A 22,280-nucleotide genomic window follows, 5' to 3' on the forward strand; every position below is an offset into this window, starting at 1 on the left:
CCGACCGTACGCCGTCGCGATAAGATGCACAAGTGAGTCTTACGCGGCGGCGCGGCCAGGCACTCGAAGACGCCCTGCTCGAAGCGGCCTACGCCGAGCTGATCGAGGGCGGCCTCTCGGCGTTCACGTTCGACGGGGTGGCCGCGCGGGCGCAGACCAGCCGCCCGGTGCTGTACCGGCGCTGGCCCACCCGCGAGGCGCTGGTCATCGCCGCCCTGCGGCACCACGACGCGCACCACCGGCCGCCGGTCCCGGACACCGGCACGCTGCGGGGCGACCTGATCGCCGCGCTCAAGAACGCCAACCGTCACCGCATGCGGCTGATCGCGCCGGTGCTGGCCCAGTTCAACGGTTCCTTCCTGGAGAACGGGCGGACGCCGGCCGAACTGCGCCGCGAGCTCATCGGCGACCGGGTCACCGCGGACACGGTGATCGTCCAGCGGGCCGTCGAGCGGGGCGAACTCGACCCGGCCCGCATCACGCCCCGGATCGTCGGGTTGGCGTTCGACCTGTTCCGCCACGAACTGCTCATGACGCACGCCCCGGTGCCGGACGAGGTGATCGAGGAGATCGTCGACACGATCGCCCTGCCGCTGCTGACCGGGGAATGACGCCCTAGACCTCGACGACCATCACGGCCACGACGATGAGCGCGTAGGCGCAGCTGACCAGCCCCGTGACGACCCCGGTGACGGCCGACTCCGACGCGCCGTCGCGGTCCATCGCCCACCCGGCGAGCACGGCCGCCGCCGCGCCGGTCACCCCGCCGATCCCGCCGCACAGCACCAGCGGCAGCGACGCCAGGCCGAGCACGGCACCGGCCACCGCGCCCGACGGCTGCGTCGCGCGGGGCGGTGCGATCGCCGCCGGCGGCAGGTCCTCGAGCGTCGCGCGCAACGCGTCGTCCGTGCGGGCGGCCAGGACCTGTCGCACCCGGGCGTCGTACTCGGACGCGTCGAGGTACCCGTTGCCGACGGCCCGTTCGATCAGCCGGCGAACGGCATCCCGCTGCGCGTGCCCGACCCGCTCACTCATGGGCGGATTGTGCGCGGAACCCGCGTGAAACCCCGGTAAATGTTCCGGGCGGGCGGATTTCAGGGCAGGTAGTAGGTCAGCAGGTCGGCGGCCACCGGCGGGAACAGCGCGCGCATCAGGTCGCCGCGCGGCCCCGGGTAGACGTCGGCGTGCAGTGCGGCCAACCCCGCCATGCCGTGCGGGCCGAACAGCAGCGGCCCGACGAGATCCGGCGCGACCCCGGCACCGCCCTGCGACGCCGGCCCCTGCATCGGCCCGCCGCGTTCGACCGCGACGACGGCGCCGTCCTTGCGGACGAGTCGCACGTGATGCCGGAAGAACGACACCAGGATGTCGTCGTCGGTGTCGTCCCCGGCCAGGCGCGCCGACAGCACCGGCCGCAGGTGCTCCAGCAGCGGCGCCACCTCGGGCACCCGCACGTAGTACTGGCTGGCATCGGGTTCGGCCGGTCCGAGATACGACGCCAGCAGCCCGTTGCGCTCCTTCGCCTCGATCGGTGCGCCGCCGGCGGTCGCGGCCGCGTGGGCCAGCAGCGCCGCCACGGCCTCCGGCCCGTCCGCCGCGATCTCGCCGAGGACCACGCCGTCGTCGGGCGGCGTGATCCGTCCCGTCCCGACCGCGCTCCCGTCCCGTTCCACCAATATTTGGGAACTGCCACCGCGCGCCACGAGCGCCCGCCAGCACAGCGCGGAGTGCGGCATCCTCAGGTCGAACGGACGCTGCGCCTCGTCCTGCAACCGTGCCATGGCCGGGATGTCGGCCGCGACGGCGGTGCGCACGCGGTACCCGGCGGGCATCGCCGGCACGGTGTGCACGGGACGGGCCGGCGCGATCGGGATCGCGTACGCGTAGCCGAACTGCCGGTAGAAGTACGGGATGCCGATCATCACCTGCATCAGGTGCCCGCGCCGGGCGGACCGCTCGTGCGCCCACGCCATCAACGCCCGCACCAGTCCGCGGCCCTCGTAGGCGCGGTCGGTGGCGACCAGTTCGACCTGGCCGGCCGGGATCGGCACCCCGTCGAGCAGAACGGTCTCGTCGAGCAGCGTGGCCGTGGAGACGACCCGGCCGTCCTCGACGACGACCCCGCACGCCCCGAACCCGCCGTCGGGATCCTCGACCACCAGCCGATGGTCCACCGCGTCCTCGGGCTCGCCGCGCTCGGCGAGCAGCGCACCGATCTGGTCGAGATCCTCGGGACGTGCCGCGCGCAGTTCCACCGCCCGATGGTCCCCACGAAACGCTGGACAGGCAATAAGCTTTTTGCCATAGTACTCGGGTGCTTGAGGTCGAACTGGTCAAGGCGCTGGCGAGCGACAAGCGCCTGCTGATCCTCGACTGGCTGCGCGACCCCGAGCGGCACTTCCCGCCGCAGCGCGACGGCGACCTCGTGCGGGACGGCGTGTGTTCGCTGTTCATCGCGCAGAAGCTGGGCGTGAGCCAGCCGACCTGCGGCGAACACCTGCGGGTCCTCGCGCAGGCGGGGCTGGTGCGCGGCAAGAAGATCAAGCAGTGGGTGTTCTACCGGCGCGACGAAGAGCGCATCACACGGGCCAAGGAGCTGTTGAGCGGTGAGTGGTGAGGATCGTTACGACCGGCTCGTCGCCGAGTTGGACGCCGCCGACGCGAAGTACCGGCTGATCGAGCACGCCCCCGAGGGGCGCACCGAGGAGGTCAGCGCGCTGCGCGGGCACGACGTCGCGCACGCCGCCAAGTGCCTGATCGTCATGGTGAAGGTGGGCAAGAAGCAGACCCGGCACGTGCTGGCCGTGGTGCCCGGCGACGCCCGCCTGGACCTGTCCAGGGTCAAGGACCTGCTCGCGGGCACCTACGTCGCGTTCGCCGCCAAGGAACGCGCCGAGGAACTGGCCGGCAGCGTCAGCGGGACGGTGCTGCCGTTCAGCTACGACCCGCGCCTCGAACTGGTCGCGGATCCGGCCCTGCTGCGCGCGCCGGAGCTGTACTTCAACGCCGCCCGGCTGGACCGTTCGGTCGCGCTCGCCACGGAGGACTACGTGCGGCTGGCTGCGCCCCGCGTCGCGCCGATCGTCGCCACCCCGTAGGAGACCACCCGCCGCGGGGGAGCGCCGGCCGCGGTGCGCGGCGGTAGCATCGCGTCGATGATTCGGTTCCTGCTCAACGTGCTGTGGTTCTTCTTCGGCAGCGGCTTCGTGCTGTTCCTCGGGTACGGGTTCGCCGCGCTGGTCTGCGTCTGCCTCGTGGTGACGATCCCGTTCGCCGTCGCTTCGTGGCGGCTGGCGGTCTATTCGCTGTGGCCGTTCGGGCGGACGATCGTGGACAAGCCGAGCGCGGGTGTCGCCACGGGTGCGGCCAACGTGCTGTGGCTGATCGTCGCCGGGTGGTGGATCGCGCTGCTGCACCTCGTCGCGGGGATCGCGCAGTGCCTCACCGTCATCGGGATCCCGTTCGGCGTGGCGAACGTCAAGCTGACCCTGGTGGCGTTGTGGCCGTTGGGCCGGGAGGTCGTGGACGTCGACGACCTCCCGCGCCCGTAGCGACGTTCCCCCGGAAAAGACCCCGAAAGAAGCGCGGGTCAGCCGGTCTTGCCCTCGATGGTCTTGCGCTCGGTGGAGCCGGCACCGCGGACCGCGATCTTCTGCGGCGGCAGGACCGGCTTGGTGACGTTCTTGATTCGCAGGCGCAGCAGGCCGCGGTCGGCCTCCGCGTCGATCTGGTCGTGCCCGACGCCGTCGGGCAGCAGGAACGTGCGCCGGAACGAGCCGTAGCGCAGCTCCCGCACGAGCAGCTTGCCGCGGCTGTCCTCCCAGCGGTCCTTGCGCTCGCCGGAGACGGTCAGCCGGCCGTCGGCGACCTCGATGTCGATGTCCTTGATGTCGACACCGGGCACCTCCAACGTGATCACCACGTCGGAGCCCTCGGTGGACATCTCCACCGGCGGCACGAACTGGAACTGGGCGGCGCCGAACGTGCGGCGCACGACCTCGTCGAACTCGTCGTCGAGGCGGGCAAGCGCCGTGAACGGATCCCATCGCATCAGGGGCATCGTGCGTCACCTCTCTAGCTCTATTGATCTTTTGTTAGCACTCTCGGGTGGTGAGTGCTAGCGACGAAAAAAGGTTACTACACACTTCGCCGGCCCTGTCAAGGGGTCAAAAAACAGGGCCCCCGCCGGCCGTGGAAGCCGACGGGGGCGGACGGAATTCCTAGCGTTGCGAGGACATCGGCGCCGGCCAGGTCGACCACGGCCGCTGCTCCCGCCCGGGCAGGGCGGGCGCCCAGCCGTCCCGGTAGACGACCGGCGCGCGAACGCTGCGGTCCAGCCGCACCTCCTCGTGCCAGCCGCCGGGCCGCAGTCGCATGTGGACGGTCGCGGGACGTTCGACGAGTACGCACCGGTGCTCGTCCGGCCACCACCAACCGGCGGCCCGGACCAGCGCGGCCCACTCGTCCAACTGCGCCCCGTCGCCGGGCGCGAACGCCGCGAGCCCCAACTGGCGCAGGATGTCGTAGTACGCCACCCAGAACGCGTCCTGCTGGCCGAACCACCCCACCGGCACCGGCACCCCGGAACGGGCCGACATCGCCGCCCGCACCGGAAGCACGAACCCGTGCACCAGGCCGGTCCACAGCGCTTCGCGCACCCCGTCGTTCAGCACCCGGCGCAGCCCCGCACCGGCCTCCAGGGCCTGAACGGGCGGCACCGGCGGCTGCTTCTCCGGCTTCTTCCCCTTGCGGGGCTTCACCGGCGGGTCGAGATCCGGGTGGACGGCGTGCGCGTCGAGGCCCGAGCGCAGCCGGGACAGCCCGGCGGCGATGTCGGCGACGAGCGGTGGCGCGCCGTCGGGCGTTCGCGGGCGCAGCCACTGCTGCAGGTCGGCGTGCGTCGGCATGCCCCGCAGGAGCGGCAGTGCCGCAGCGGGCGAGTCGACCCACACGAACTCCGGCCGGCGCCGGAAGTGCCGGGCGTAGATGCCGGCGATGAGGCGTTCCGCGGCCGTGCGGTCGGCCGGGGATGTGGACAGCCCGATGTCCCGCCATTCCTGACGGAGTTCCACCGCTTGCTTCCACAGATCGTGCGTGCTGTCGGCGGCGACACCGCGCCGCGCAAGCCCGTTCATCGGGCGAGGGCGTCAACGCCCTTTCGCATGGAGGCGATCATGCGCTCCATCATGCGGGCCGGAGTCAAGCGCGCGCAAGTCGTCTTTCCGGCGTCAGAACCGGGCGGGTGTGCCCGGCGGCACGTCGACGCCGGACTCGACCGGGATCCGCTCCGACAGGTTCCACTGCGGCACGCCCTGGCCCACGGGCCACTTCTCGAGGTTCTCCGCCTTGGAGCGGGCGGGATGCTTGCCGGCCGGGCTCTGGGTCAGGCCCCGCAGGTTGAGGTTCTCCAGGGTGATCTTCGAACGGTCGAGCCGGTAGATCCGCACGCCCTTGACGAAGTCGGCGACGCCGAGGATGGCGGCGAGTTCCTCCGGGGTGCGCCCGAGCACGAACTTCGCGGTGGTGATGTCGCCCCCCGTCTCCGTCCTCGGCTCGGCGGTCAGCGCGACGACCTTGACCGGCTGGTTCAACCCGTCGTCGGACATGACCTCCAGGGCCAGTGCGCGGCGTTCGACGATGTCCCGGTGTGCCACCGGGTCGCGCATGTCGTCGGTGACCGTGTAGTCGTAGTCCTCACCGGGTTTCAGCTTCGCGACGCGGTCGGCCAGCGTGGGGTCGTCCGGGGTGTTGACGGCCCTCGGCGGGCCGGGCATCGGCTGCCACAGCGCCGCACCACTGTCCACAGTGGACGCTGCCGCAGCCGGTGCGGCGGGTGTGGCGGGAGAGGCGGCGGTGCCGGCGGGGGAGGCGGCCGCACCGGGCGGCCCGGCGGCGTGCGCGCCGGCGATCTCGTCGGCGGTGTCCAGGAGCCGTTCGGTCTCGTCGCCGATGCGCTGCACGGCAGCGGTGTCCTCTGTGGACAGTGGGGCGTCCGCCGCGTCCACTGCCGCGCGCAACTCGCCGTACGCCTTGCGCAGCTGGGTGATGACGCGGTACAGGTCGACGGCGACCCGGGTGTAGCCGTAGATCATGGTGACCCTGTCCACGATGTCGACGTAGCGCAGGAACTTCTCGGCCGGCTCGCCGAACTCGGCCACGAGCATGCCCCGGTGTTCGTCGAGCACCATCGCGATCGTGCCGAGGCTCGTGGCGGCGCGGTCCGTCCAGACCACGGCCCGCGCCCCCCACGTCGCCGCCGCGCCGGTCTCCGCCACGGCTCCCACGCCGAACGAGACCCCCAGGCCGGCGATCTCGGCCAGCTTGTCCGCCGTCGCGGTGCTGCCCTCGTTCGACAGCTGCACGAGGAACAGCGCCGGCTGGTACACCACCTTTTCGTCCACGTCGTACAGCCGGACGCCGACCAGCTGTTCCTCGGGCAGCAGGATCCCCTGCACGAAGACCTCCGTCGGCAGCCCCTGCACGTCGGCCCGGAACGGCGCGGCGGCGAAGACCCGGGGCGGTATCTGCACCCAGACCCGGCCGCCCGGCCGGCGTTCGGCGATGATCGGCGCGTCGTGCAGCACAGTGAGGCCGGGCAGCTTGAACGGGAACACCGGTCCCTGCTCCATCTGTGCCAGGGCATCGTCCGGGTCGTTGCGCAGCGCCGTCACCGTCATGACCCGGTCGGCCTGCTGCTTCTCGTCGTCGGCGAGCCGGCCGGAGGTGAGTTCGTCGAACATCCGGCTGAGCAGCTCCTGCCCGCCCGAACGCGACAGCGCGAGCAGGTCCCCGTCGCTCGCCGCCCGGATCAAAGCGAAGGAGACGTCGTCGCGATCGGTCGTGCCCAGCGCGTCGAGCACGCTCTCGACGATGCGGTGCTCGCCGCGCAGTGCGCGCTGGAGGAGTTCGGCCCCGAGGCGGTCCTCCGCGAGGGAACCCCAGTCGGTGTACCGGTCGATCAGTTCCTCCGCCGGCGACGTGGTGGTCGCCGGGCGGGTCAGCAACTGGGCCAGCGCCGTGTTGGTGCCGACGGCGGCGAGCTGGGCGGCGACGAGCGCCGGCAGCGGGCCGTCGCCCCCGATGGCGCGCTCCCGGGCCGCGTTGCTGTCCGCGTGTGCGGTTGCGGACGCACCGGCGGGCGCGGCCTCGGGCGCGGCGCCGTCGACCCCGGCATCGCGCTGCGTCCGGTCGGCTCTCATGCGATCAGGTTTGGTCGATCGCGCCGAACACGTCAACGAAAGAGCCGACGGTTGCACGAAACCCGGTCAACGGATCGGCCGGGGGCCGGTACCGTTCCGCGCGATGAACCTGAATCTCTACCACGACGTCCCGGACGGGCTGAGCCGGCGGGCAACGACGTTCGTCAGCATGCACGGGGTCCGCGCCGAGCCGGCGGACGCCGAGGCGCATCGGGCCGGCTGGCGGGAGCTGGGCGTCCCGGACGCCGAGATCGACCGGGCCGTCGCGTTCCAGCGCCGGTGGGGCGGCCTGGTGCTGCCCCCGGGACCCCTTCACGACGACGGTCCCCGCTACTTCGAGGTCGACACCCCGGAGGAGTACTCGGTCGAACGGTGGGACGGCCCCACCGTGCGCGGATGGTGGCTCGAGGCGGGGGTCCAACGCAGCGCCGTCCCGTACTCGTTCGTGATCGGTCCCGATGGTGCGTACGGCGTCCTCGCCGACAGATGGGTGCCGTTGCACGAGAGCGTCGAGGGATGGATCGAGTCGCTCGCGCTGACGTATCACGCCACGGCGTGGGCGCGACGGATCACCAAGGTGACCGGCGCGACGCCGGAGGAGTTCGGGCTGGACGGCTTCGCGCCGGTGGCGGAGGTCCGCGGGATGGGCGACACCTGGTGGCGCGGCGCCGATTCGCTGGTGGCCGTCCACCTGGAACGCACGGTGTGCCTGGGCGGACCGGCGACGTTCACGGCGTGGACCTACTCCGGGCTGGACGAGTGGGGCCTGCACGGCTTGTGATTCCGCCCGGCGGCTGACGATGGGTCACGCGGTCGACACGATCCAGCGGTAGATCTGACCGTCGCGCAGTTCGACGGCGTCGGGGCGCGGCGGTACGCCGATCGACGCGAGGTGCGCCAGCACCTTGGTGCGCCCGCGCAGCCGCACGGCCGGCTCGGTCCAGTGCAGGTAGGGGTGCAGCAGCGGTTTCACCCCGGCCCAGTCGCGCCGGCCGATCGCGTCCAGAACGTCGTCCACCACGTGATCCACACCGGCCAGTATCACCGGATCGCGGCCGGCCGACCGCCGGTACGGTGCCGGCATGACCGCGCCACGACCGCTGATCCTGCTCGACGTCGACGGTGTGCTGATCCCGTTGCGGGCCCGGCGGGTGACGGTGCGTCCCGATGCGCGGGCGCGGCCGCCGCGCGGGGAGCACGACGGCAACCCGCTGCTGGAGCGGCTCGACCCGGCCGACGGCGAACGCCTGCTGAGCCTGCCGGGCGACCTCGCGTGGGCCACCTCCTGGATGGCCGAGGCGAACGAGGTGATCGCGCCGATCCTCGGCCTCCCGGACCTGCCCGTCGTGGACTGGCCGGACGACGGGCCGCCGCTGCCCGGCACGCACTGGAAGACCGTGGGCATCTCCCGCTGGGCGGCGGACCGCCCGTTCGTCTGGCTCGACGACGAGATCACCGACGCCGACCGGCGCTGGGTCGCCGCGCACCATCCCCGGCCGGCCCTGCTGCACCGGGTGGATCCGTCGATCGGCCTGACCGGCGGCGATCTCGCGGCCGTTCGCCGATGGCTCGACTGACGTGTAACACATGGGTTACGCTTCCGGGGTGGACGAGGTGGCGGGGGCGATCGCCGACCCGGTGCGGCGGGAGATCCTGCTGATGCTGCGCGACGAGTCGCTCTCCGCCGGGCAGGTCGCCGACCGCTTCGCGATCAGCCGCCCGGCCGTCAGCCGCCACCTGCGCGTCCTGCGCGAGGCGGGCCTGGTCCGCGACGCCGTCGACGGTCGCCGTCGCGTCTACACGCTGATCACCGCGCCGCTCGACGAGCTGACCGATTTCGTCGAACGGCTCCGTCAGCCGGCCGGCTGGCAGCAGCACCTCGACGCGTTGGAGACCGAGGTCTACCGCACCCGCCGCGAGCGGCGGCAGCACCGATCCCAGGAGAGAAGCGCATGAACCCCACCCCGACCGGCCGGCTCCTCGGCAAGGACCTCGTGCTCACCCGCACCTTCCGCGCCTCCGTCGACGACGTCTGGGCCAGTGTCACCGAGCCCGAACGGACCGCCCGTTGGTACGGCCCGTGGCGCGGCGAGGCGGGCCCCGGCCGCGAGATCGAGATCCAGATGATCCACGAGGAGGGTCAGCCCTGGACGCGGATGACGATCGACGCCTGCGAGCCGCCGCGCCGGTTGGCGCTGTCCGCCGTGAACGACTGGGGCAGCTGGCACCTCGAGCTGGAGCTCTCCGAGCGCGACGGCGTGACCGAGCTGACCTTCACGCACCACCTGACCGACACCGACGCCGTCGGCGACTTCGGGGCCGGCTGGGAGTTCTACCTCGACGCGCTGGTGCACGCGCGGGAGGGCCGGCCGATGCCCTCCTTCGACGACTACTACCCGGCGATGAAGGAGCACTTCGAGGCGCAGCGGTGATACCCGCGGGACGACGAGCGGATCCGGAGGTTCGCGGGTAAGACTGGTGGGGTGAGATCAACGGGGGCGGCTGCGTGAAGCCGGTCGGCGTCAGGATCGCGCAGATCGCCGACCTGCACTTCGGCCGCGATGTTCAGAGTGTCACCGAGTCGTTGTTGCGGGAGTTGCGCGAGGTGGGGCCGACGATGATCGCGGTCTGCGGCGACCTGACCCAGACGGCGCGCGACTCGGAGTTCCGCGCGGCCCGCGCCTTTCTGGACCGGCTCGCGGCCCCGACCCTGGTGGTGCCGGGCAACCACGACCTGCCGGGCTGGACGTTCTGGTCGCGGTTCCTGTGGCCGTGGCGGCGGTGGCGGCGGCACATGCGCACCGATCCGCACGGGGCCGTCACGCACGAGTCCGACGGGCTGATCGCCGTCGGCGTCAACACGGCCCGCAGCTGGGGCCTGCACCACGACTGGTCCCGCGGGCGGATCAACCTGCGGCAGCTGCGGGCCGTCCGGGCGGCGTTCGACGGGGCTCCCCGCGACGACCTGCGGGTGGTCATCGGGCACCACCCGTTCCTCCTGAACGAACGCGGCATCGAGCGCGGCCTGGTGGGGCGCTCGGCGCTGGCGCTGCGGCACCTGCGGCGGCGGGCGGACCTGCTGCTCGGCGGGCACATCCACGTCGCCTACAGCGGCGTGGTCGACGGGCTGGTCGTGGCGCAGTGCGGCACCGCCGTCTCCGACCGGCTCAAGGGCGAGCCCAACAGCTACAACCTCATCGAGGCCGAGGGGGATCGGATCGCCGTGTCGGTGCGCCGGCTGGACGGCGGCCGCTTCGACACCCACGAACGGGCCGAGTACGCCCGCGACGACCACGAGTGGCACGCCCTCGGCGCGTAGCGGCGGCGACCGCCGGCCATGCCCGGCACGGCTACAGCCGAACGGCCCCGAGCGTGGCGATCAGCTCGATCACCCCGTACGCGCTCGGCAGGTCGGCGGCGTCATAGCCCAGCGTGCACCCGTCGACGCGGCTCATCCCCGGCACCAGCAGCGCATACTCCGTCATGTGCGGCCGGTGCACCCGCACCTCCAGCCGCACCGGCCCGTCCAGCCGCAGCGGCCGAACGTCGGCCCGCCCGGCCAGCGCCTCCGGCACCGCTCGCGCGATCCGCTCGCACGCCTCCTCGGGATGCACACTCGACGCGGCCCGGGCGCCCAGCGCATTCTTGACCGTCACGCACCGCATGCCGGGCGCCACCTCCGCGGCCTCTGCGGCGACCGTGTCGTCCCCGCTCACGAGCACCGGGGCCGCGCCGTGGTGGGCGGCGAGCGCGACGTTGAGCCCCAGTTCGCCGAGCGAACGGCCGTTGCACCGCACGTCGGAGATCACGCCGCCGGAGACGGTGTGCGCCAGCACCGAACGCGCCGTGCCCGCCTTGCCGTGGTAGCCGATGAACAGCACGGCGTCCGGCCCGGTCGACAGCCCGGCCATCATGCCGTCCGGCCGGGGCGCGCCGCGCAGCAGGACGGCCCGCCGGTCCAGCGCCGCCGGCAGCAGGTTGCGAAACTGCGCGTGCGCGTCGGCCACCAGCACCTCGGCGCCGGGATCGTGCGCGAACACGCCCCGGACCGCCGCGTCGGCCTCGGCGGTGAGCAGCGCGCGGTGGCGTTCGTACTCGCTGTGACCGGGACGGATGTCGTCGCCGTGCACCACGCCGGCGATGCCCTCCATGTCCACGGAGATGAGGACCCGCATGCCACCGGATCCTATGATCGACGGCCGTCATCCGAATCGCGACCCCTCCATGGCGGGTACGGGAGGGGTCCCCGCGTCGGACGCCTACCTTCGCCCCATGCGGTGGTTCGCGTTCGGGTTCGCGTTGAGCCTTCTCGCCGGCGGATGTGCGGGCGGCCCGGATCCGCGGACGCCGCCGTCGGCGCAATCAACGCCCGCGCCGTCGGCGTCCCCGGCCGCCCCGCAGCCGCGCAGGTATCCGCGGGCCGAGCTCGCCGCACAGCCGTGTCTCGCGCTCGATGATCGCGACCTCGCCGCACTCGGCATCGGCGCCGCCGGAACGGAGGAGTCCGGCCCCACGTGCACGTGGAAGCTCGCGGGCCAGAACGTCAGCCTCGATCTGGACGTGGAACTCTCCTTCGCCGAGCAGATGACCGCGGGCGGGCGCGTGACCCAGGTGTCGGTCGGGCGGCACAACGGCGTCCAGGCCGAGTTCCAACGGATCTGCTTCACCTTCGTCGCGTTGGACGCGGTCGACGACCTCGTCGGCGCCACGACGATTCCGGAGCCCGGCGCGCCGCAGGAGGGCGCCTGTCCGGCCGGCGCCGCCGTTCTCGCGGCGGCGTTGACCCATGTCGAGTGACCCAGGATCCCGCCCTCTATGGTGAGGCGATGGCGTCAGTCAAGCAGTTCCAGGTGACCTTCGACTGCGCGGAGCCGGAGCGCGTCGCCCGGTTCTGGTGCGAAGCCTTGGGGTATGTGGTGCCTCCGCCGCCCGCCGGGTTCGCCTCGTGGGAGGACTTCGATCGGGCGCTGCCGGCTGAGCGGCAGGGGTCGGCGTTCGCCTGTGTCGATCCTGAGGGGGTGGGCCCACGGCTGTTCTTTCAGCGCGTTCCGGAAGACAAGGTCGTCAAGAATCGGCTCCACTTGGACGTGCGGGTCGGCACCGGGCTCGTAGGGGACGAACGCGTGGCCGCGTTGGAGGCCGAGTGTGCACGGCTGGTCGCGCTCGGCGCGAAGCGGGTGCGGCTTCTGCGCGCCGACGGCTTCAACGAGTCGTGTCTGGTGATGCAGGATGTCGAGGGCAACGAGTTCTGTCTCGACTGAATACCCCGGGGGCAGCCGCGATAGGCCTTCTCCACAACTCGGTCGAACTGCGGCAACAGGGCCGCCGTGCGACGGCGTAGCAGGACGTGACGGGCGGTCCAGCGGTGACCGACTCCGCAAGGATCAGACGAGGTCGGCTACGCCATGACGAGTCAGATAGGTGTGCAGGTGAGTGGCCCAGCGCGCCCGCACGACGGTGAACGGCTCCACCCACTGGGTCGGAATCGGACGCACCGGCCGGCCGGACGATTCGAGGAAGCACTCGACCGGAATCCACGCACGGCCGCGCATGGTGAGCGCGTCGACGGCGGTGCGCAAGGCGTCGAGCCTATCCCCGTCGCCGACGACAGCGGCGTCGCAGAACTCGGCAAACGCATACCGGAAACTGAACGTTCCCGTATCGGTGGACACCTCGTCCAGCATCTTCAGCCGACGGAGGGCGATCGAGAGATCCTCCGGGGCGCAACGGCGCATCAGCAACGTGGTCAGCAGCCCGGATCGGATCCCGACGGTGTGACCGGCTGACTCGGCCTCTTCGCGGAACGCGTCGACCTCGCCCACCCCGGGATCGCCGTGGAAGAACGCTCGACGCTCCAGATGTATCCCGACGTCCTCCAAATGCTCGCGTTGGCGGCCGGCGGCATCGAGTTGGGCGAGCTTGGCGCCGATGTCGAGGAAGTACTGCTCCGGACGACCGTGGACGTACTCACGGATTCGGGTGACCAGACTCTCCACGGGAAGGCCCGCGGCGGCGTTACGTGCATCGACGAACCGGCGCGCGGTGCCGAGCAACTGTGGCCGCTGGCCGCGGTTCAGGTCGGTCGGCACACGGGCGGCGAGGTCATCGAAGACGGCCAGCGCTTCCTCCCAACGGTACTGGCGACGAATCGTGTACCCGAGGTGGCGGCAGGCGGCATCGCGCAGTGGATGCTCGGCCTCAGATACCCCACGCAGGAGATGAACCCGTTCGTCCGCGGTCTTGTCGTGGGACTTGCCGGCAATGAAGTTCAGAACGTGGCGGCCGTAGTCGGTTCTGCTTGACGCCGGTATCCGGGTACTCAGACCGGTGAGCGAAGGACTGTAGACAATGGCGCGTGCCAGCCAGTCCGCGTATGTGTTGCCCGGTGCGGCCTCAAGGTCGGTACGCTGGTCGCACACCAGCCTCACGGCGATCCCGATGGCGTCGAGGATCTCGCGGTTGTTCCTGCGCTCCTTTGCCGCGTCGTGCAGTTGCCGCGCCGCCACCGCCGCTCGAGTCGCGGCCGTTTCCCAATCGCGTTCCGACCAACCGCCCGTGACCCGGTGATCCGACCATCGGATCGCGTTGCGCACCGCATCGTGCAGGCGGTAAGGGAACCGCTCGTCAGAATGGACTTCGATCATGGGTCGGGCAACCGCGCGCTCGGCGCACCCTTGGTCGACGTTGGCGGCCGCGGCGACGAGGGCGGTGTCGAAGCTCCGGAACAGACAGCCGGCACGGATTGCCCGCTGTTCGTCGGCAGGAACGTCGTCCAGCACCCGCATGACCAGTGACCGCAGCGATCCGGTGACATCTGAAACCTGAACCTGCCGTCCGCCGCCGGAATTCTTGACCGACAGCGCGGCCTGGCAAGCCAGTTCGAGGTATTGAGGCAGGCCGGCCGACGCGCGGACGAGGTCCTCGACCACCGCCTCACTCATCGGTAGATCCATCAGGCGCCGGCTGCGCCGGATGAAAGCCGCTGCGTCGACGGGTGACAGGTTGCCGATCGCCTGCTGGCGGATCTCCTCCTGCGTGCCGGGTACCAGACCGGGCCAGGTCCACGGGCCACGGAACTGCAGGTCCGCACGTTCCGGGTCGTGCCAGTCCAGCATGTCCCGGCCGGTCAGCACGAAAAGGACGTTCGGCATGGCGTGGATGAGTCGGTTGAGGTGACTCTCTGATGCCCGCCGGGGATCGAGGGCCAGGCGCTCGGTGGTGTCGACAAAGATCGCGATCAACGAACTCGGTGTGATGCCGGCCAATTCCCATGACAGGGTCGCGGCCAGTTCGCAGGCGATCGCCGGCCGCGGCTCGGTGGGACTCGGCTCGTCCGCGCAGCGCAACAGGAACTCCTCGAATCCGTCGAACGCTTCGAGACCGAGCCGCATGTCGCCTCGGCGTCGGATCATGCCGACGAGCTTTCGGACACCCCACACACCGACCCCGATGGGAGTGCCGACGGCCATGTCCGCCACGGAGCCGAGATCCTTGAACACCTCCCCGACGGTGTTCGCGACGACATCGCCGTATTCCGCGTTTCCCCGGAAGCTCGGCAACGCCTCGCCGGGGCGTACCGCCGACCAGTACGCCGTGAAAGCGAGGTCGAACAGCGGCCATCGGGTGCGAACGCCGGCCAGGCCCGCTCGCAAGGCCAGCAGCACGGCTGTCAAATCCAACCGTCCGGCTGAGCTGTGCAGGTCGATCCGCACGGTGGCGTCGACCTTGGTCGGCGGAGGCGGTCCCCAACCGTTCGCCAGCGGCAGGTCGCGCCTGACCCATGCCTCCAGCCGTTCCGACAGTGCTGACTTCCCGATCCCGCCGAGGCCGTGGAACCCGACGATGTTGCGACGCTCGACACCAACCTCACGGTCGGAGTCCACAAGGCTCCGGAAATGTGCCAGTGCCGCCTTGAACGCGCGCGCTTCCGCCAGGCGGCCGGTAAACAGTTCCCCCGCGTGCGGATCCGTCCCTCGGACAGCGCTGCCACCCACGGGAGGAACCCTCATGTCTCCTGCTCCGTCCTGCTGGGACTGTGACCGAATTCTGCCCGGATGACGGGCGGACTGAAACGGTCCGATCATCCGGCCATGTTGTCCACAAGGGACGGTGCCGCAGTCCGACCAGCCCGTATTGCTGGGATGAACAGCCTCAGTCAACGATGTCCCGGCCCGCGAACCGTCCACGCCCGTGCCGCCCCCGGTGGACACGTCGGCCGTGTCGTCCATCGACACCCGCCCGTACGTCGATTGTGGACACCACATGGACGGGGTGACGCTGGCCTTGGGCGCCGGCGATAGGCAGCAGTGGCGGTGCCCACCGGGATGGACGACGTTCACGCACTCTGGAGGCGGCTGTGACAACCACATCGCAGGCAGCGGGGTGGCACCCGGATCCCGACGGGGTGTACCAGTACCGCTACCACGACGGCGTGGGCTGGACGCTCCACGTCGCCGACAACGGCGTGACCTCACAGGCTCCGCTGGCAGGTGTGCCGCAACCGCCACCTCCTCCGCCACCGGGTTCGGCGCCGATCGCCGGGACCGGGGCGGTGCCCGCAGAGGACGCGCAGGCGCTGCGCCGGTTCGCCGAGGAGTACGGGCGGGCTTGCAGCAACATGCTTACCAGCATTGAAGCCGCGCTCAGGGTCGCCAACGATGCGACCGCGACACGCAACATGGCGGAGAAGCGGCCTCAGCACGAAATCTCGATCCGGAACTTCGCCGATATGGCGAGCCGGTTGGAGGAGGAGTTCGCACCACTCTACCGGGCGTTCGACAACGCCCGCGCTCTCGCGAAGGAGGCCGGTGCCAGGCTTGTGGCCGGGTGCCGCAACTCCGACCCCGAGGTCGTACTCCTTGCCTCTCTTGATCCACAGACTTACAGCGAAACCGGCGCCGCCGTCGAGTACTTACGCGCACCATTCGGACCGACCCCTCGCGCCTTTGTCGCGGCCGTCAAGGCGGGCAACGCTGCAATCAGCAGTGCCCCCGACTTCGGCGAGCCGGCTTTCCGCGGCCACGTCTATCGCTGATGTCGTCGCCGGCGCCGGCCCCGGACGACGTGAGCGCGCCGGCGGTCTGAATCCCCCTCCGGGCACATATCGAAGACACGACCGTTCGCCATGGTGGGCCGTCGCGCGATGTGGCTGCTCGTCGAGAGTCTCCGGACGTGCGCCGCCGCCTCCTGCTGGATCCTGTGGTTATGATGCCGACGTCGCCTCCTGCTCGTCGTCCGGTGTGCCCTCACCGCATATGACGTGCCGGGACGACCGAAGGTGACCGATGGACCCCAACGCCGTGCTTGCCGAGCAGTTCCAGCGATCGCGTGCGCACCTGCGCGCCGTCGCGGTACGGATACTCGGTTCGCCCGAGGATGCCGAGGACGCTCTTCAGGAGGTCTGGCTGCGCGCGAGCCGGGTCGACGTCAGCGCGGTGGAGAACCTGCCGGGGTGGCTGACCACCGTCACCAGCCGGGTCTGCCTTGACATGCTGCGCGCTCGCCGGCGCCGGCCGGAGACGCCGACCGACCCGGTCCTGCTGGCGCCGCTGGTGACCGACGGCGTACCCGACCCGGCGGACGCGGTGGCGCAGGCCGGCCGCGTGAGTGAGGCACTGCTGGTGGTCCTCGATCGGCTGGGACCGGCGGAACGGGTGGCGTTCATGCTGCACGACCTGTTCGCCGTGCCGTTCGACGATATCGCCGAACTGCTCGACCGGTCACCGGACGCGGCGAAGAAGCTCGCCAGCCGTGCCCGCCGCCAGGTGCACGGCACGGCCACGGTACCCGCCGCCGAACTCGACCGGCATCGCACCGTTGTCGAGGCATTCCTGGCCGCCACCCGCGCCGGTGACCTGGATGCGCTTCTGCGCGTGCTGGCGCCGGACGTCGTACGGCGGGTCGACCGGGTGGCAATGCGCGGACAGCCGGCGCAGGAGGCGCGTGGCGCCCGCGGAGTGGCGACCGAGACGGTCCTGAGCGCGGGCATGGCCCGGCACGCGTGGCCGGCCCTCGTCGACGGCCGGATCGGCGTGGTGGTCGCGCCGCACGGGCGGCTGCGCTTCGCGCTGCGTCTGGTGATCGACGGTGATCGCGTGGCCGGTATCGACGTGATCGGAGAACCGGACCGGCTGCGCCGGCTGGTCCTGGCGGTCGTCGAGCCGGTCACTTCTCTCCGCCCGGTGGCGTCAGAGAGCTGACACACCACCGAGCGACGGAGGACTCTCATGCCGGACACCCGGATCGCCATTGTGTACCACAGCGGATACGGCCACACCCGGCGGCAGGCCGAGGCGGTGACGAGCGGCGTGGACCGTGTCGCCGGGGCCGAATCCCTGCTGCTGACGGTCGAGCAGGCGCCGCACCGCTGGGACGAGCTGGCCGCCGCCGACGCGATCGTCTTCGGCACCCCGACGTACGTGGCGGGCGCCTCGGCGGCGTTCAAGGCCTTCCAGGAGGCGAGCTCCAACGCGGTGATGAGTACCGGGTACGGGTGGCAGGGCAAGCTCGCCGCCGGGTTCACCAACTCCGGTTCGCGGTCCGGTGACAAGCTCGCCACCCTGATCCAGCTCAGCCTCTTCGCCGCGCAGCACGGCATGCACTGGGTCAGTCTCGGTCTGCCGCCGGCGAACCACTCCAGCACCGGCTCGGAAGACGACCTCAATCGGCTCGGCTTCTGGCTCGGCGCCGGTGCACAGTCCAATGTGGACGAAGAACCGGATCTGGCGCCTCCGGAGTCCGACCTGCTGACGGCCGAGCACCTCGGCCGGCGCGTCGCCGAAACCACGCTGGCGTTCGTGCGCGGGCGCCTTGCCGCCATCGAGCCGGTCGCGGACCGCCCACGGGGTGGGGAATTCAGCATCCGGATGGAGACAAAGTGAGCGGGCCCCGGGCCGAGTCGCGAGCGCTTCGGCTCACGGGTCGTCGGTGCGGGGCGCGTCGACGTGGGTGACGAGGTTGATGCCGCCGTCGACGTGGATCACCTCACCGGTGACGAAGGGGACCTTGATGAGCGCCACGACCATCGCCGCGACGTCGGACGGCTGCCCGAGCCGGCCCAGCGGTGTCATCGCCCTGGTGCGCGCCGCCCGCGTGGCGAGGCTGTCCGAGGTCAGCCGGGTCTCGATCGGCCCCGGGGCGATCGCGTTCACCCGGATGTCCGGACCCACGGCCTTGGCCATCAGCCTCGTCAGGTGGTCGAGCGCGGCCTTGCTGACGGAGTAGGGGATCGAACTGCCGAGGGGGCGCGAGCCGCCCACCGAGGTGATGTTGATGATCTGGCCGCCGGGCTCCATGACCTTCACGGCGGCGACGGAGACCTGCCACGTCCCGACGACGTTGACGCCGAGGATCCGGTGCCAGTCGTCAGCGGTGATCGCATCCAGGTCGGCGTGCGGGACGGGGCGCGACACCCCGGCGTTGTTCACCAGCAGGTCGAGCCGGCCGTGCCGCGCCACGGTCGTCTCCACCAGGCGCACGGCGTCGGCGCGATCGGCGATGTCGGCCTGGACGAAGCTGGCCCCCGGGAGTTCGGCCGCGAGCCGCTCACCGGCGTCGACCGAGGTGGCCGAGTTGACCACGACGGTGCAGCCGTCGGCCGCGAGCGCACGGGCGATCCCCTCTCCGATCCCGGAGCTCGAGCCCGTCACGATGGCGACACGTGGCGCGCTCACGATGCTGCCCGCCCCGCGCTCACGATGCTGCCCGCTCGGCGACGGGCGCTCTCAGCGCGTTCACGATCGCCCGGCCCCCGCTGGCGAGGATCGAGGTGTCGTTGCTGACCACCACGTAGTCGTAGCCCCGGGCCAGTGCGGCCCGGGCCTGGTCACTCGTGGCGGACGCGGTACCGATGGGGACACCTGCCGCGGCGGCGGCCGTCAGCGCGGCGGTGGTGAGCCGGTGCACCTCGTCGCTTCCCGCCGCGACGCCCATCGACATCGAGAGGTCGGCCGTCCCGACGAACACGGCACCGATGCCGTCGATGGCCAGGATCTCCCGCGCGTTCCTGATCGCCACCTCGCTCTCGAGTTGGACGACGCACAGCGCCTGCTCGTTGCCGTACTCGAGGTAGTCCGCCCGCGGCAGCAGTCCCCAGCGACCCGCTCGGCTGGTGCCGCCGGACCCGCGGTCGCCGCGCGGCGGGAAGCAGGTGGCCCGCACGACCGTCCGGGCCTGCTCGACCGTGTCGACGTGCGGCACGACCACACCGGCCGCGCCGGCGTCCAGGACCCGCTGGATCACGCTCAGGCCGTGGTCGGGCACCCTGACGAGCGGGTCCACGCCGAGGGCGCGGGCCATCGCGACGTGGGTCGAGGCGGCGCCCAGGTCCAGTGTCGTGTGCTCGAGGTCGATGACCACGAAGTCGAAGCCCGCGTAGGCCATGATCTCGACACTCTCGGGGCTGGCGAGCTTGATCCAGGTCCCGAGGGTGCCGCCGTTGATCCCGTCGCGCACCCGCGCCATGGCTCAGATCCCGCCGGCGGTGTCGGTGGGGGTGGCGGTCCAGAAGACCAGCCACTTGCCGAGCCGCACGACGACCGCGTGCAGTGCGATGCCGACAGCCGACAGTACGACGATCACCGCGAAGGTCCTGGCCACGTCCAGGGTGAAGTTGCTCGCCTGGATCAGGTAGCCCAGACCTTCGGAGCTGCCGACGAACTCCGCGACGACGGCGCCGGTCACGGACAGGATGACGGCGACCTCCAGTCCCGCGAAGATGTGCGGAAGCGCCGACGGGATCTGCAGGTGCCGCATGACCTGCATGCGGGACGCGCCGAAGGACCGGAGCATCTCGACCTGCTCGTGGGCGGCGGACCGGAATCCCAGGATGGCGTTGATGAGGAGGGGGAAGAACGCGATCAGGGCCACGGTCAGCACCTTCGAGCTGATCCCGATGCCGAACCAGACGATCAGCAGCGGCGCCATGGCGACCTTCGGGATCGTCTGGGTCAGGATGAGCAGCGGGAAGAGCACGCGCTCCACCGTCCGGAACTGCGTGATGAGCACCGCGGACACCAGTGCCGAGCCGACCGCGATGCCGAACCCGATCAGGATTTCCTTCAGGGTGACGATCGAGTGGGTCAGCAGTGTGCCGTCCTGGAAGCCGTCGACCAGGGAGTCGGCGACGGCCGTGGGCGTGGGGACGAGGATGTTGGAGACGTCGAACATCTTCACGACGGCCTGCCAGAGCACCAACAGCCCGAGGAACACCAGCACGCTGTGGGCGATCCCGGGTACTCGGCGGCGTCGGCGTCGGACCGCGGTGGCCGAGCTCGTGGGCGCCTCCACCGGCACGGTCCCGCCCTCCGGGACGGCGAGTACCTCTCGGCCGGCTGCGTGGCGCTTGGTGTTGGTGAACATCGGGTCTCCTAGTGGGCGCTGTGCTCGGAGTCGAGTAACTTGCGGATCTTCAGGACGATCTCGCCGAACTCGGGCGTGTTGATGTTCTCGAGCCGCCGGGGTCGAGGGAGTGCGACCTCGACGACGTCCGCCAACCGGCCGGGTCGCGGTGTCATGACCACGACGCGGTCGGCGAGGAGCACCGCTTCGGGGATGCTGTGCGTCACGAACAGCACGGTCTTGCGGTCCTGGTCCCAGATCCTCAGCAGGTCCAGTCCCATCTGGTCGCGGGTCATCGCGTCGAGGGCGCCGAACGGCTCGTCCATGAGCAGGATGCGCGGGTCGTGCATCAGGGCCCGGCCGATGCCGACCCGCTGCTGCATCCCGCCGGACAGTTCGTTGGGGTACCGGTCGCCGAACTCCTCGAGGCCGAGCATCACCAGCAGCTCGTCGGCTTTCGCGTGGGTCGCGGCGTCCCGGGCGTGGTGCAGGTCCGGCGACGTCAGCAGGTTCTTCCGCACGGTGCGCCAGGGCAGCAGCAGCGGCTGCTGGAAGACCATCCCGAGCTGGTTGCGGTGGCTGTCGTCCGACGGCCCGAAGGTGACCTGTCCGGAGGTCTGGCGGGACAGGCCCATGATGATCCGCAGCAGCGTGCTCTTGCCGCAGCCGCTGGGGCCGACGATGGAGATGAACTCACCGGCTCGGACGCTGAGGGAGACGTCGTCGAGAGCCTGGACGGTCCCGCCGGACTTCGTCGGGTAGAGCATGGACAGCGAGTCCAGGCGGATCACGAAGTCGGTGTCGGTGCTGGTCGGCATGTCAGTCATTCCTCACCTGGTTCGAGCGCAGGCTGCCCGCGCCTCGGCTGTCGTGCTGGCGATCAGTCGGCCGCCTCGGGCCACGTGCCGCCCATCTCCTTGGTCAGTCGCTTGCAGACGGCCTTCAACGCCGTGGCCTCGCGGGAGTCCAGGGCGTCCGGCAGCATCCGCTCGGTGCCGACGGCCGCGATCGTGGCGCAGATCCCGGTCGCCGCGAACACCGGCGCCGCGACGACGCAGATGCCGCGGTGGTTGACGTCGCTGCTCATGCCGGCCTGTCGGATCGCCTCGATCCGCCGGCGAGTCTCGGTGCGCTGGGGCTCGGGGAGACTGCCGGTGAGTCGCTCGGCGTGGAACTGGTCTGGGAGGAAGGCCAGGAAGACCTTGGCCTGCGAGGAGTTGAGGGCGAGCTGCGAGCCCACCCGCACCGTCACCAGGGTGGGATGGTCGGCCTCCTCCACCAGCGAGACCACCGGGCCGGAGGTGCCCCACAGCGACAGCACGATGCTGATCTTGATGTCGAGCGTGAGCTCGCGCATGTAGGCCGGCGCCATCTGCAGGATGCGCTGCTGTCCCAGCGCGAAGCTGCCGAGCTGCAGGATCGACCGTCCGGGACGGACGAGAGCGGAGTCCTCCACGCGCTCGAGCAGGCCGGAGCCGATCATCGAGCTGAAGTAGCGGTGCACCGTGGTCCGCTTCAGGTCGAGCCGGCGGCTGGTCTCCGCGACGGAGAGCTCCGGAGTCTCCGGTCCGAACAGTCCGAGGATCTGCGCCGTCCGGCTCACCGCCTGGATGTCCTGCTCGCGAGCAGTCACCGGCTTGTCGAGCTCGTGCTCCGTCATCGACCCTCGTCTCGTTGGGGTGTCCACAAAGTGTTCACGTAGTCCGCAGTACGGACAGAGGGTAGGCGTGCCCTACGTACCAC

The 22,280-nt window shown here is 70.9% G+C and carries 27 protein-coding genes; 14 read left to right on the forward strand and 13 right to left on the reverse strand.

Translation table 11 applies throughout. From position 1 onward, the window contains the following. Positions 1 to 32: 32 nt before the first annotated feature. Positions 33 to 611 carry a TetR/AcrR family transcriptional regulator gene (locus Val02_RS04335; protein WP_203897573.1) on the forward strand — a complete coding sequence of 193 codons (579 nt, stop codon included), beginning with the start codon at positions 33 to 35 and terminating at the stop codon, positions 609 to 611. Positions 612 to 615: 4 nt separating this feature from the next. On the opposite strand, the gene Val02_RS04340 is transcribed toward Val02_RS04335, so the two are convergent. Both Val02_RS04340 and Val02_RS04345 read right to left on the reverse strand, forming a co-directional pair. Continuing rightward, entirely contained in the window at positions 616 to 1,035 is a 420-nt protein-coding gene (locus tag Val02_RS04340) for a DUF1707 SHOCT-like domain-containing protein (protein WP_203897574.1), read from the reverse strand. 59 nt (positions 1,036 to 1,094) lie between these two features. Then, positions 1,095 to 2,255, reverse strand: coding sequence for a GNAT family N-acetyltransferase (locus tag Val02_RS04345; protein WP_203897575.1), 1,161 nt, complete (start codon positions 2,253 to 2,255; stop codon positions 1,095 to 1,097). Between the two features lie 59 nt (positions 2,256 to 2,314). Between Val02_RS04345 and Val02_RS04350 the strand changes: the two genes are divergently transcribed. From Val02_RS04350 to Val02_RS04360, 3 genes are read left to right on the forward strand one after another with little or no spacing between them, the layout of a single operon-like run. Beyond that, positions 2,315 to 2,617, forward strand: a complete 303-nt coding sequence (locus tag Val02_RS04350) for an ArsR/SmtB family transcription factor (RefSeq protein ID WP_203897576.1) — start codon at positions 2,315 to 2,317, stop codon at positions 2,615 to 2,617. After that, positions 2,607 to 3,098, forward strand: a complete 492-nt coding sequence (locus tag Val02_RS04355; RefSeq protein ID WP_203897577.1) for a YbaK/EbsC family protein — start codon at positions 2,607 to 2,609, stop codon at positions 3,096 to 3,098. Before Val02_RS04350 ends, Val02_RS04355 begins: the two co-directional genes overlap by 11 nt. A 57-nt stretch (positions 3,099 to 3,155) precedes the next feature. Beyond that, entirely contained in the window at positions 3,156 to 3,551 is a 396-nt protein-coding gene (locus tag Val02_RS04360; RefSeq protein ID WP_203897578.1) for a YccF domain-containing protein, read from the forward strand. A gap of 38 nt (positions 3,552 to 3,589) precedes the next feature. On the opposite strand, the gene Val02_RS04365 is transcribed toward Val02_RS04360, so the two are convergent. From Val02_RS04365 to Val02_RS04375, 3 genes are all read right to left on the reverse strand, one after another. After that, positions 3,590 to 4,051 carry an Hsp20/alpha crystallin family protein gene (locus Val02_RS04365; RefSeq protein WP_203897579.1) on the reverse strand — a complete coding sequence of 154 codons (462 nt, stop codon included), beginning with the start codon at positions 4,049 to 4,051 and terminating at the stop codon, positions 3,590 to 3,592. Between the two features lie 169 nt (positions 4,052 to 4,220). Beyond that, positions 4,221 to 5,072 (reverse strand): DUF6745 domain-containing protein, encoded by an 852-nt coding sequence (locus tag Val02_RS04370; RefSeq protein WP_203897580.1) that lies wholly within the window; start codon positions 5,070 to 5,072, stop codon positions 4,221 to 4,223. Between the two features lie 156 nt (positions 5,073 to 5,228). Beyond that, positions 5,229 to 7,199 (reverse strand): hypothetical protein, encoded by a 1,971-nt coding sequence (locus tag Val02_RS04375; RefSeq protein ID WP_203897581.1) that lies wholly within the window; start codon positions 7,197 to 7,199, stop codon positions 5,229 to 5,231. A gap of 103 nt (positions 7,200 to 7,302) precedes the next feature. Here Val02_RS04375 and Val02_RS04380 point away from each other — a divergent pair, with 103 nt between their 5' ends. Next, complete coding sequence (locus tag Val02_RS04380; protein WP_203897582.1) at positions 7,303 to 7,980, forward strand: hypothetical protein; 678 nt, start codon at positions 7,303 to 7,305, stop codon at positions 7,978 to 7,980. Between the two features lie 24 nt (positions 7,981 to 8,004). Here the strand turns inward: Val02_RS04380 and Val02_RS04385 are convergent, their stop codons facing one another. After that, complete coding sequence (locus Val02_RS04385) at positions 8,005 to 8,283, reverse strand: nuclear transport factor 2 family protein (protein ID WP_239152383.1); 279 nt, start codon at positions 8,281 to 8,283, stop codon at positions 8,005 to 8,007. On the opposite strand from Val02_RS04385, the gene Val02_RS04390 reads away from it, so the two are divergent. The 4 genes from Val02_RS04390 to Val02_RS04405 all read left to right on the forward strand — a co-directional run bounded on the left by Val02_RS04390 (position 8,282) and on the right by Val02_RS04405 (position 10,518). Continuing rightward, positions 8,282 to 8,776 (forward strand): HAD domain-containing protein, encoded by a 495-nt coding sequence (locus tag Val02_RS04390; protein WP_203897583.1) that lies wholly within the window; start codon positions 8,282 to 8,284, stop codon positions 8,774 to 8,776. The genes Val02_RS04385 and Val02_RS04390 overlap by 2 nt on opposite strands. Positions 8,777 to 8,786: 10 nt before the next feature. After that, positions 8,787 to 9,155 (forward strand): metalloregulator ArsR/SmtB family transcription factor, encoded by a 369-nt coding sequence (locus Val02_RS04395; RefSeq protein ID WP_239152385.1) that lies wholly within the window; start codon positions 8,787 to 8,789, stop codon positions 9,153 to 9,155. Continuing rightward, positions 9,152 to 9,631, forward strand: coding sequence for an SRPBCC family protein (locus Val02_RS04400; protein ID WP_203897584.1), 480 nt, complete (start codon positions 9,152 to 9,154; stop codon positions 9,629 to 9,631). Before Val02_RS04395 ends, Val02_RS04400 begins: the two co-directional genes overlap by 4 nt. Before the next feature lie 74 nt (positions 9,632 to 9,705). Then, a complete protein-coding gene (locus Val02_RS04405; protein ID WP_203897585.1) occupies positions 9,706 to 10,518 on the forward strand; it encodes a metallophosphoesterase family protein in 813 nt (270 codons plus the stop codon). Between the two features lie 31 nt (positions 10,519 to 10,549). Here the strand turns inward: Val02_RS04405 and Val02_RS04410 are convergent, their stop codons facing one another. Then, positions 10,550 to 11,374: a M55 family metallopeptidase gene (locus tag Val02_RS04410; protein ID WP_203897586.1), complete on the reverse strand. Its 825-nt coding sequence runs from the start codon at positions 11,372 to 11,374 to the stop codon at positions 10,550 to 10,552. 97 nt (positions 11,375 to 11,471) lie between these two features. Between Val02_RS04410 and Val02_RS04415 the strand changes: the two genes are divergently transcribed. Further along, positions 11,472 to 11,996: a DUF3558 family protein gene (locus Val02_RS04415; protein ID WP_203897587.1), complete on the forward strand. Its 525-nt coding sequence runs from the start codon at positions 11,472 to 11,474 to the stop codon at positions 11,994 to 11,996. A 29-nt stretch (positions 11,997 to 12,025) separates the two neighbouring features. After that, on the forward strand, positions 12,026 to 12,460 hold the full coding sequence (locus tag Val02_RS04420) for a VOC family protein (RefSeq protein WP_203897588.1): 435 nt from the start codon (positions 12,026 to 12,028) through the stop codon (positions 12,458 to 12,460). A 123-nt stretch (positions 12,461 to 12,583) separates the two neighbouring features. Here the strand turns inward: Val02_RS04420 and Val02_RS04425 are convergent, their stop codons facing one another. After that, the gene (locus Val02_RS04425) at positions 12,584 to 15,193 is read right to left on the reverse strand and encodes a hypothetical protein (RefSeq protein ID WP_203897589.1); all 2,610 of its coding nucleotides are present in this window, start codon (positions 15,191 to 15,193) and stop codon (positions 12,584 to 12,586) included. Positions 15,194 to 15,555: 362 nt separating this feature from the next. Here Val02_RS04425 and Val02_RS04430 point away from each other — a divergent pair, with 362 nt between their 5' ends. From Val02_RS04430 to Val02_RS04440, 3 genes are all read left to right on the forward strand, one after another. Then, positions 15,556 to 16,233: a DUF2510 domain-containing protein gene (locus Val02_RS04430; RefSeq protein ID WP_203897590.1), complete on the forward strand. Its 678-nt coding sequence runs from the start codon at positions 15,556 to 15,558 to the stop codon at positions 16,231 to 16,233. A 250-nt stretch (positions 16,234 to 16,483) separates the two neighbouring features. Further along, positions 16,484 to 17,398, forward strand: coding sequence for a sigma-70 family RNA polymerase sigma factor (locus Val02_RS04435; protein ID WP_203897591.1), 915 nt, complete (start codon positions 16,484 to 16,486; stop codon positions 17,396 to 17,398). 27 nt (positions 17,399 to 17,425) lie between these two features. Next, positions 17,426 to 18,079: a flavodoxin family protein gene (locus Val02_RS04440; RefSeq protein WP_203897592.1), complete on the forward strand. Its 654-nt coding sequence runs from the start codon at positions 17,426 to 17,428 to the stop codon at positions 18,077 to 18,079. A gap of 33 nt (positions 18,080 to 18,112) precedes the next feature. Here the strand turns inward: Val02_RS04440 and Val02_RS04445 are convergent, their stop codons facing one another. From Val02_RS04445 to Val02_RS04465, 5 genes are all read right to left on the reverse strand, one after another. Next, on the reverse strand, positions 18,113 to 18,847 hold the full coding sequence (locus tag Val02_RS04445) for an SDR family NAD(P)-dependent oxidoreductase (RefSeq protein WP_239152387.1): 735 nt from the start codon (positions 18,845 to 18,847) through the stop codon (positions 18,113 to 18,115). A 43-nt stretch (positions 18,848 to 18,890) separates the two neighbouring features. Then, complete coding sequence (locus tag Val02_RS04450; protein ID WP_203897594.1) at positions 18,891 to 19,661, reverse strand: HpcH/HpaI aldolase family protein; 771 nt, start codon at positions 19,659 to 19,661, stop codon at positions 18,891 to 18,893. 3 nt (positions 19,662 to 19,664) lie between these two features. Beyond that, entirely contained in the window at positions 19,665 to 20,558 is an 894-nt protein-coding gene (locus Val02_RS04455; protein WP_203897595.1) for an ABC transporter permease, read from the reverse strand. An 8-nt stretch (positions 20,559 to 20,566) separates the two neighbouring features. Then, a complete protein-coding gene (locus tag Val02_RS04460; protein WP_203897596.1) occupies positions 20,567 to 21,355 on the reverse strand; it encodes an ABC transporter ATP-binding protein in 789 nt (262 codons plus the stop codon). A 62-nt stretch (positions 21,356 to 21,417) separates the two neighbouring features. After that, the gene (locus tag Val02_RS04465; RefSeq protein WP_203897597.1) at positions 21,418 to 22,197 is read right to left on the reverse strand and encodes an IclR family transcriptional regulator; all 780 of its coding nucleotides are present in this window, start codon (positions 22,195 to 22,197) and stop codon (positions 21,418 to 21,420) included. Positions 22,198 to 22,280: the final 83 nt, after the last annotated feature.

Origin of the sequence: Virgisporangium aliadipatigenens (assembly GCF_016863615.1) — a bacterium.
GTDB classification, from domain to species: Bacteria; Actinomycetota; Actinomycetes; order Mycobacteriales; family Micromonosporaceae; genus Virgisporangium; species Virgisporangium aliadipatigenens.

Bases quoted from the DNA above. Each gene is read 5' to 3' on its own strand.
- Val02_RS04340 (WP_203897574.1), bottom strand. From the start codon at position 1,035: ATGAGTGAGCGGGTCGGGCACGCGCAGCGGGATGCCGTTCGCCGGCTG.
- Val02_RS04360 (WP_203897578.1), top strand. From the start codon at position 3,156: ATGATTCGGTTCCTGCTCAACGTGCTGTGGTTCTTCTTCGGCAGCGGC.
- Val02_RS04365 (WP_203897579.1), bottom strand. From the start codon at position 4,051: ATGCGATGGGATCCGTTCACGGCGCTTGCCCGCCTCGACGACGAGTTC.
- Val02_RS04375 (WP_203897581.1), bottom strand. From the start codon at position 7,199: ATGAGAGCCGACCGGACGCAGCGCGATGCCGGGGTCGACGGCGCCGCG.
- Val02_RS04380 (WP_203897582.1), top strand. From the start codon at position 7,303: ATGAACCTGAATCTCTACCACGACGTCCCGGACGGGCTGAGCCGGCGG.
- Val02_RS04390 (WP_203897583.1), top strand. From the start codon at position 8,282: ATGACCGCGCCACGACCGCTGATCCTGCTCGACGTCGACGGTGTGCTG.
- Val02_RS04385 (WP_239152383.1), bottom strand. From the start codon at position 8,283: ATGCCGGCACCGTACCGGCGGTCGGCCGGCCGCGATCCGGTGATACTG.
- Val02_RS04395 (WP_239152385.1), top strand. From the start codon at position 8,787: ATGGGTTACGCTTCCGGGGTGGACGAGGTGGCGGGGGCGATCGCCGAC.
- Val02_RS04400 (WP_203897584.1), top strand. From the start codon at position 9,152: ATGAACCCCACCCCGACCGGCCGGCTCCTCGGCAAGGACCTCGTGCTC.
- Val02_RS04410 (WP_203897586.1), bottom strand. From the start codon at position 11,374: ATGCGGGTCCTCATCTCCGTGGACATGGAGGGCATCGCCGGCGTGGTG.
- Val02_RS04415 (WP_203897587.1), top strand. From the start codon at position 11,472: ATGCGGTGGTTCGCGTTCGGGTTCGCGTTGAGCCTTCTCGCCGGCGGA.
- Val02_RS04420 (WP_203897588.1), top strand. From the start codon at position 12,026: ATGGCGTCAGTCAAGCAGTTCCAGGTGACCTTCGACTGCGCGGAGCCG.
- Val02_RS04435 (WP_203897591.1), top strand. From the start codon at position 16,484: ATGGACCCCAACGCCGTGCTTGCCGAGCAGTTCCAGCGATCGCGTGCG.
- Val02_RS04440 (WP_203897592.1), top strand. From the start codon at position 17,426: ATGCCGGACACCCGGATCGCCATTGTGTACCACAGCGGATACGGCCAC.
- Val02_RS04450 (WP_203897594.1), bottom strand. From the start codon at position 19,661: ATGGCGCGGGTGCGCGACGGGATCAACGGCGGCACCCTCGGGACCTGG.
- Val02_RS04455 (WP_203897595.1), bottom strand. From the start codon at position 20,558: ATGTTCACCAACACCAAGCGCCACGCAGCCGGCCGAGAGGTACTCGCC.
- Val02_RS04460 (WP_203897596.1), bottom strand. From the start codon at position 21,355: ATGCCGACCAGCACCGACACCGACTTCGTGATCCGCCTGGACTCGCTG.
- Val02_RS04465 (WP_203897597.1), bottom strand. From the start codon at position 22,197: ATGACGGAGCACGAGCTCGACAAGCCGGTGACTGCTCGCGAGCAGGAC.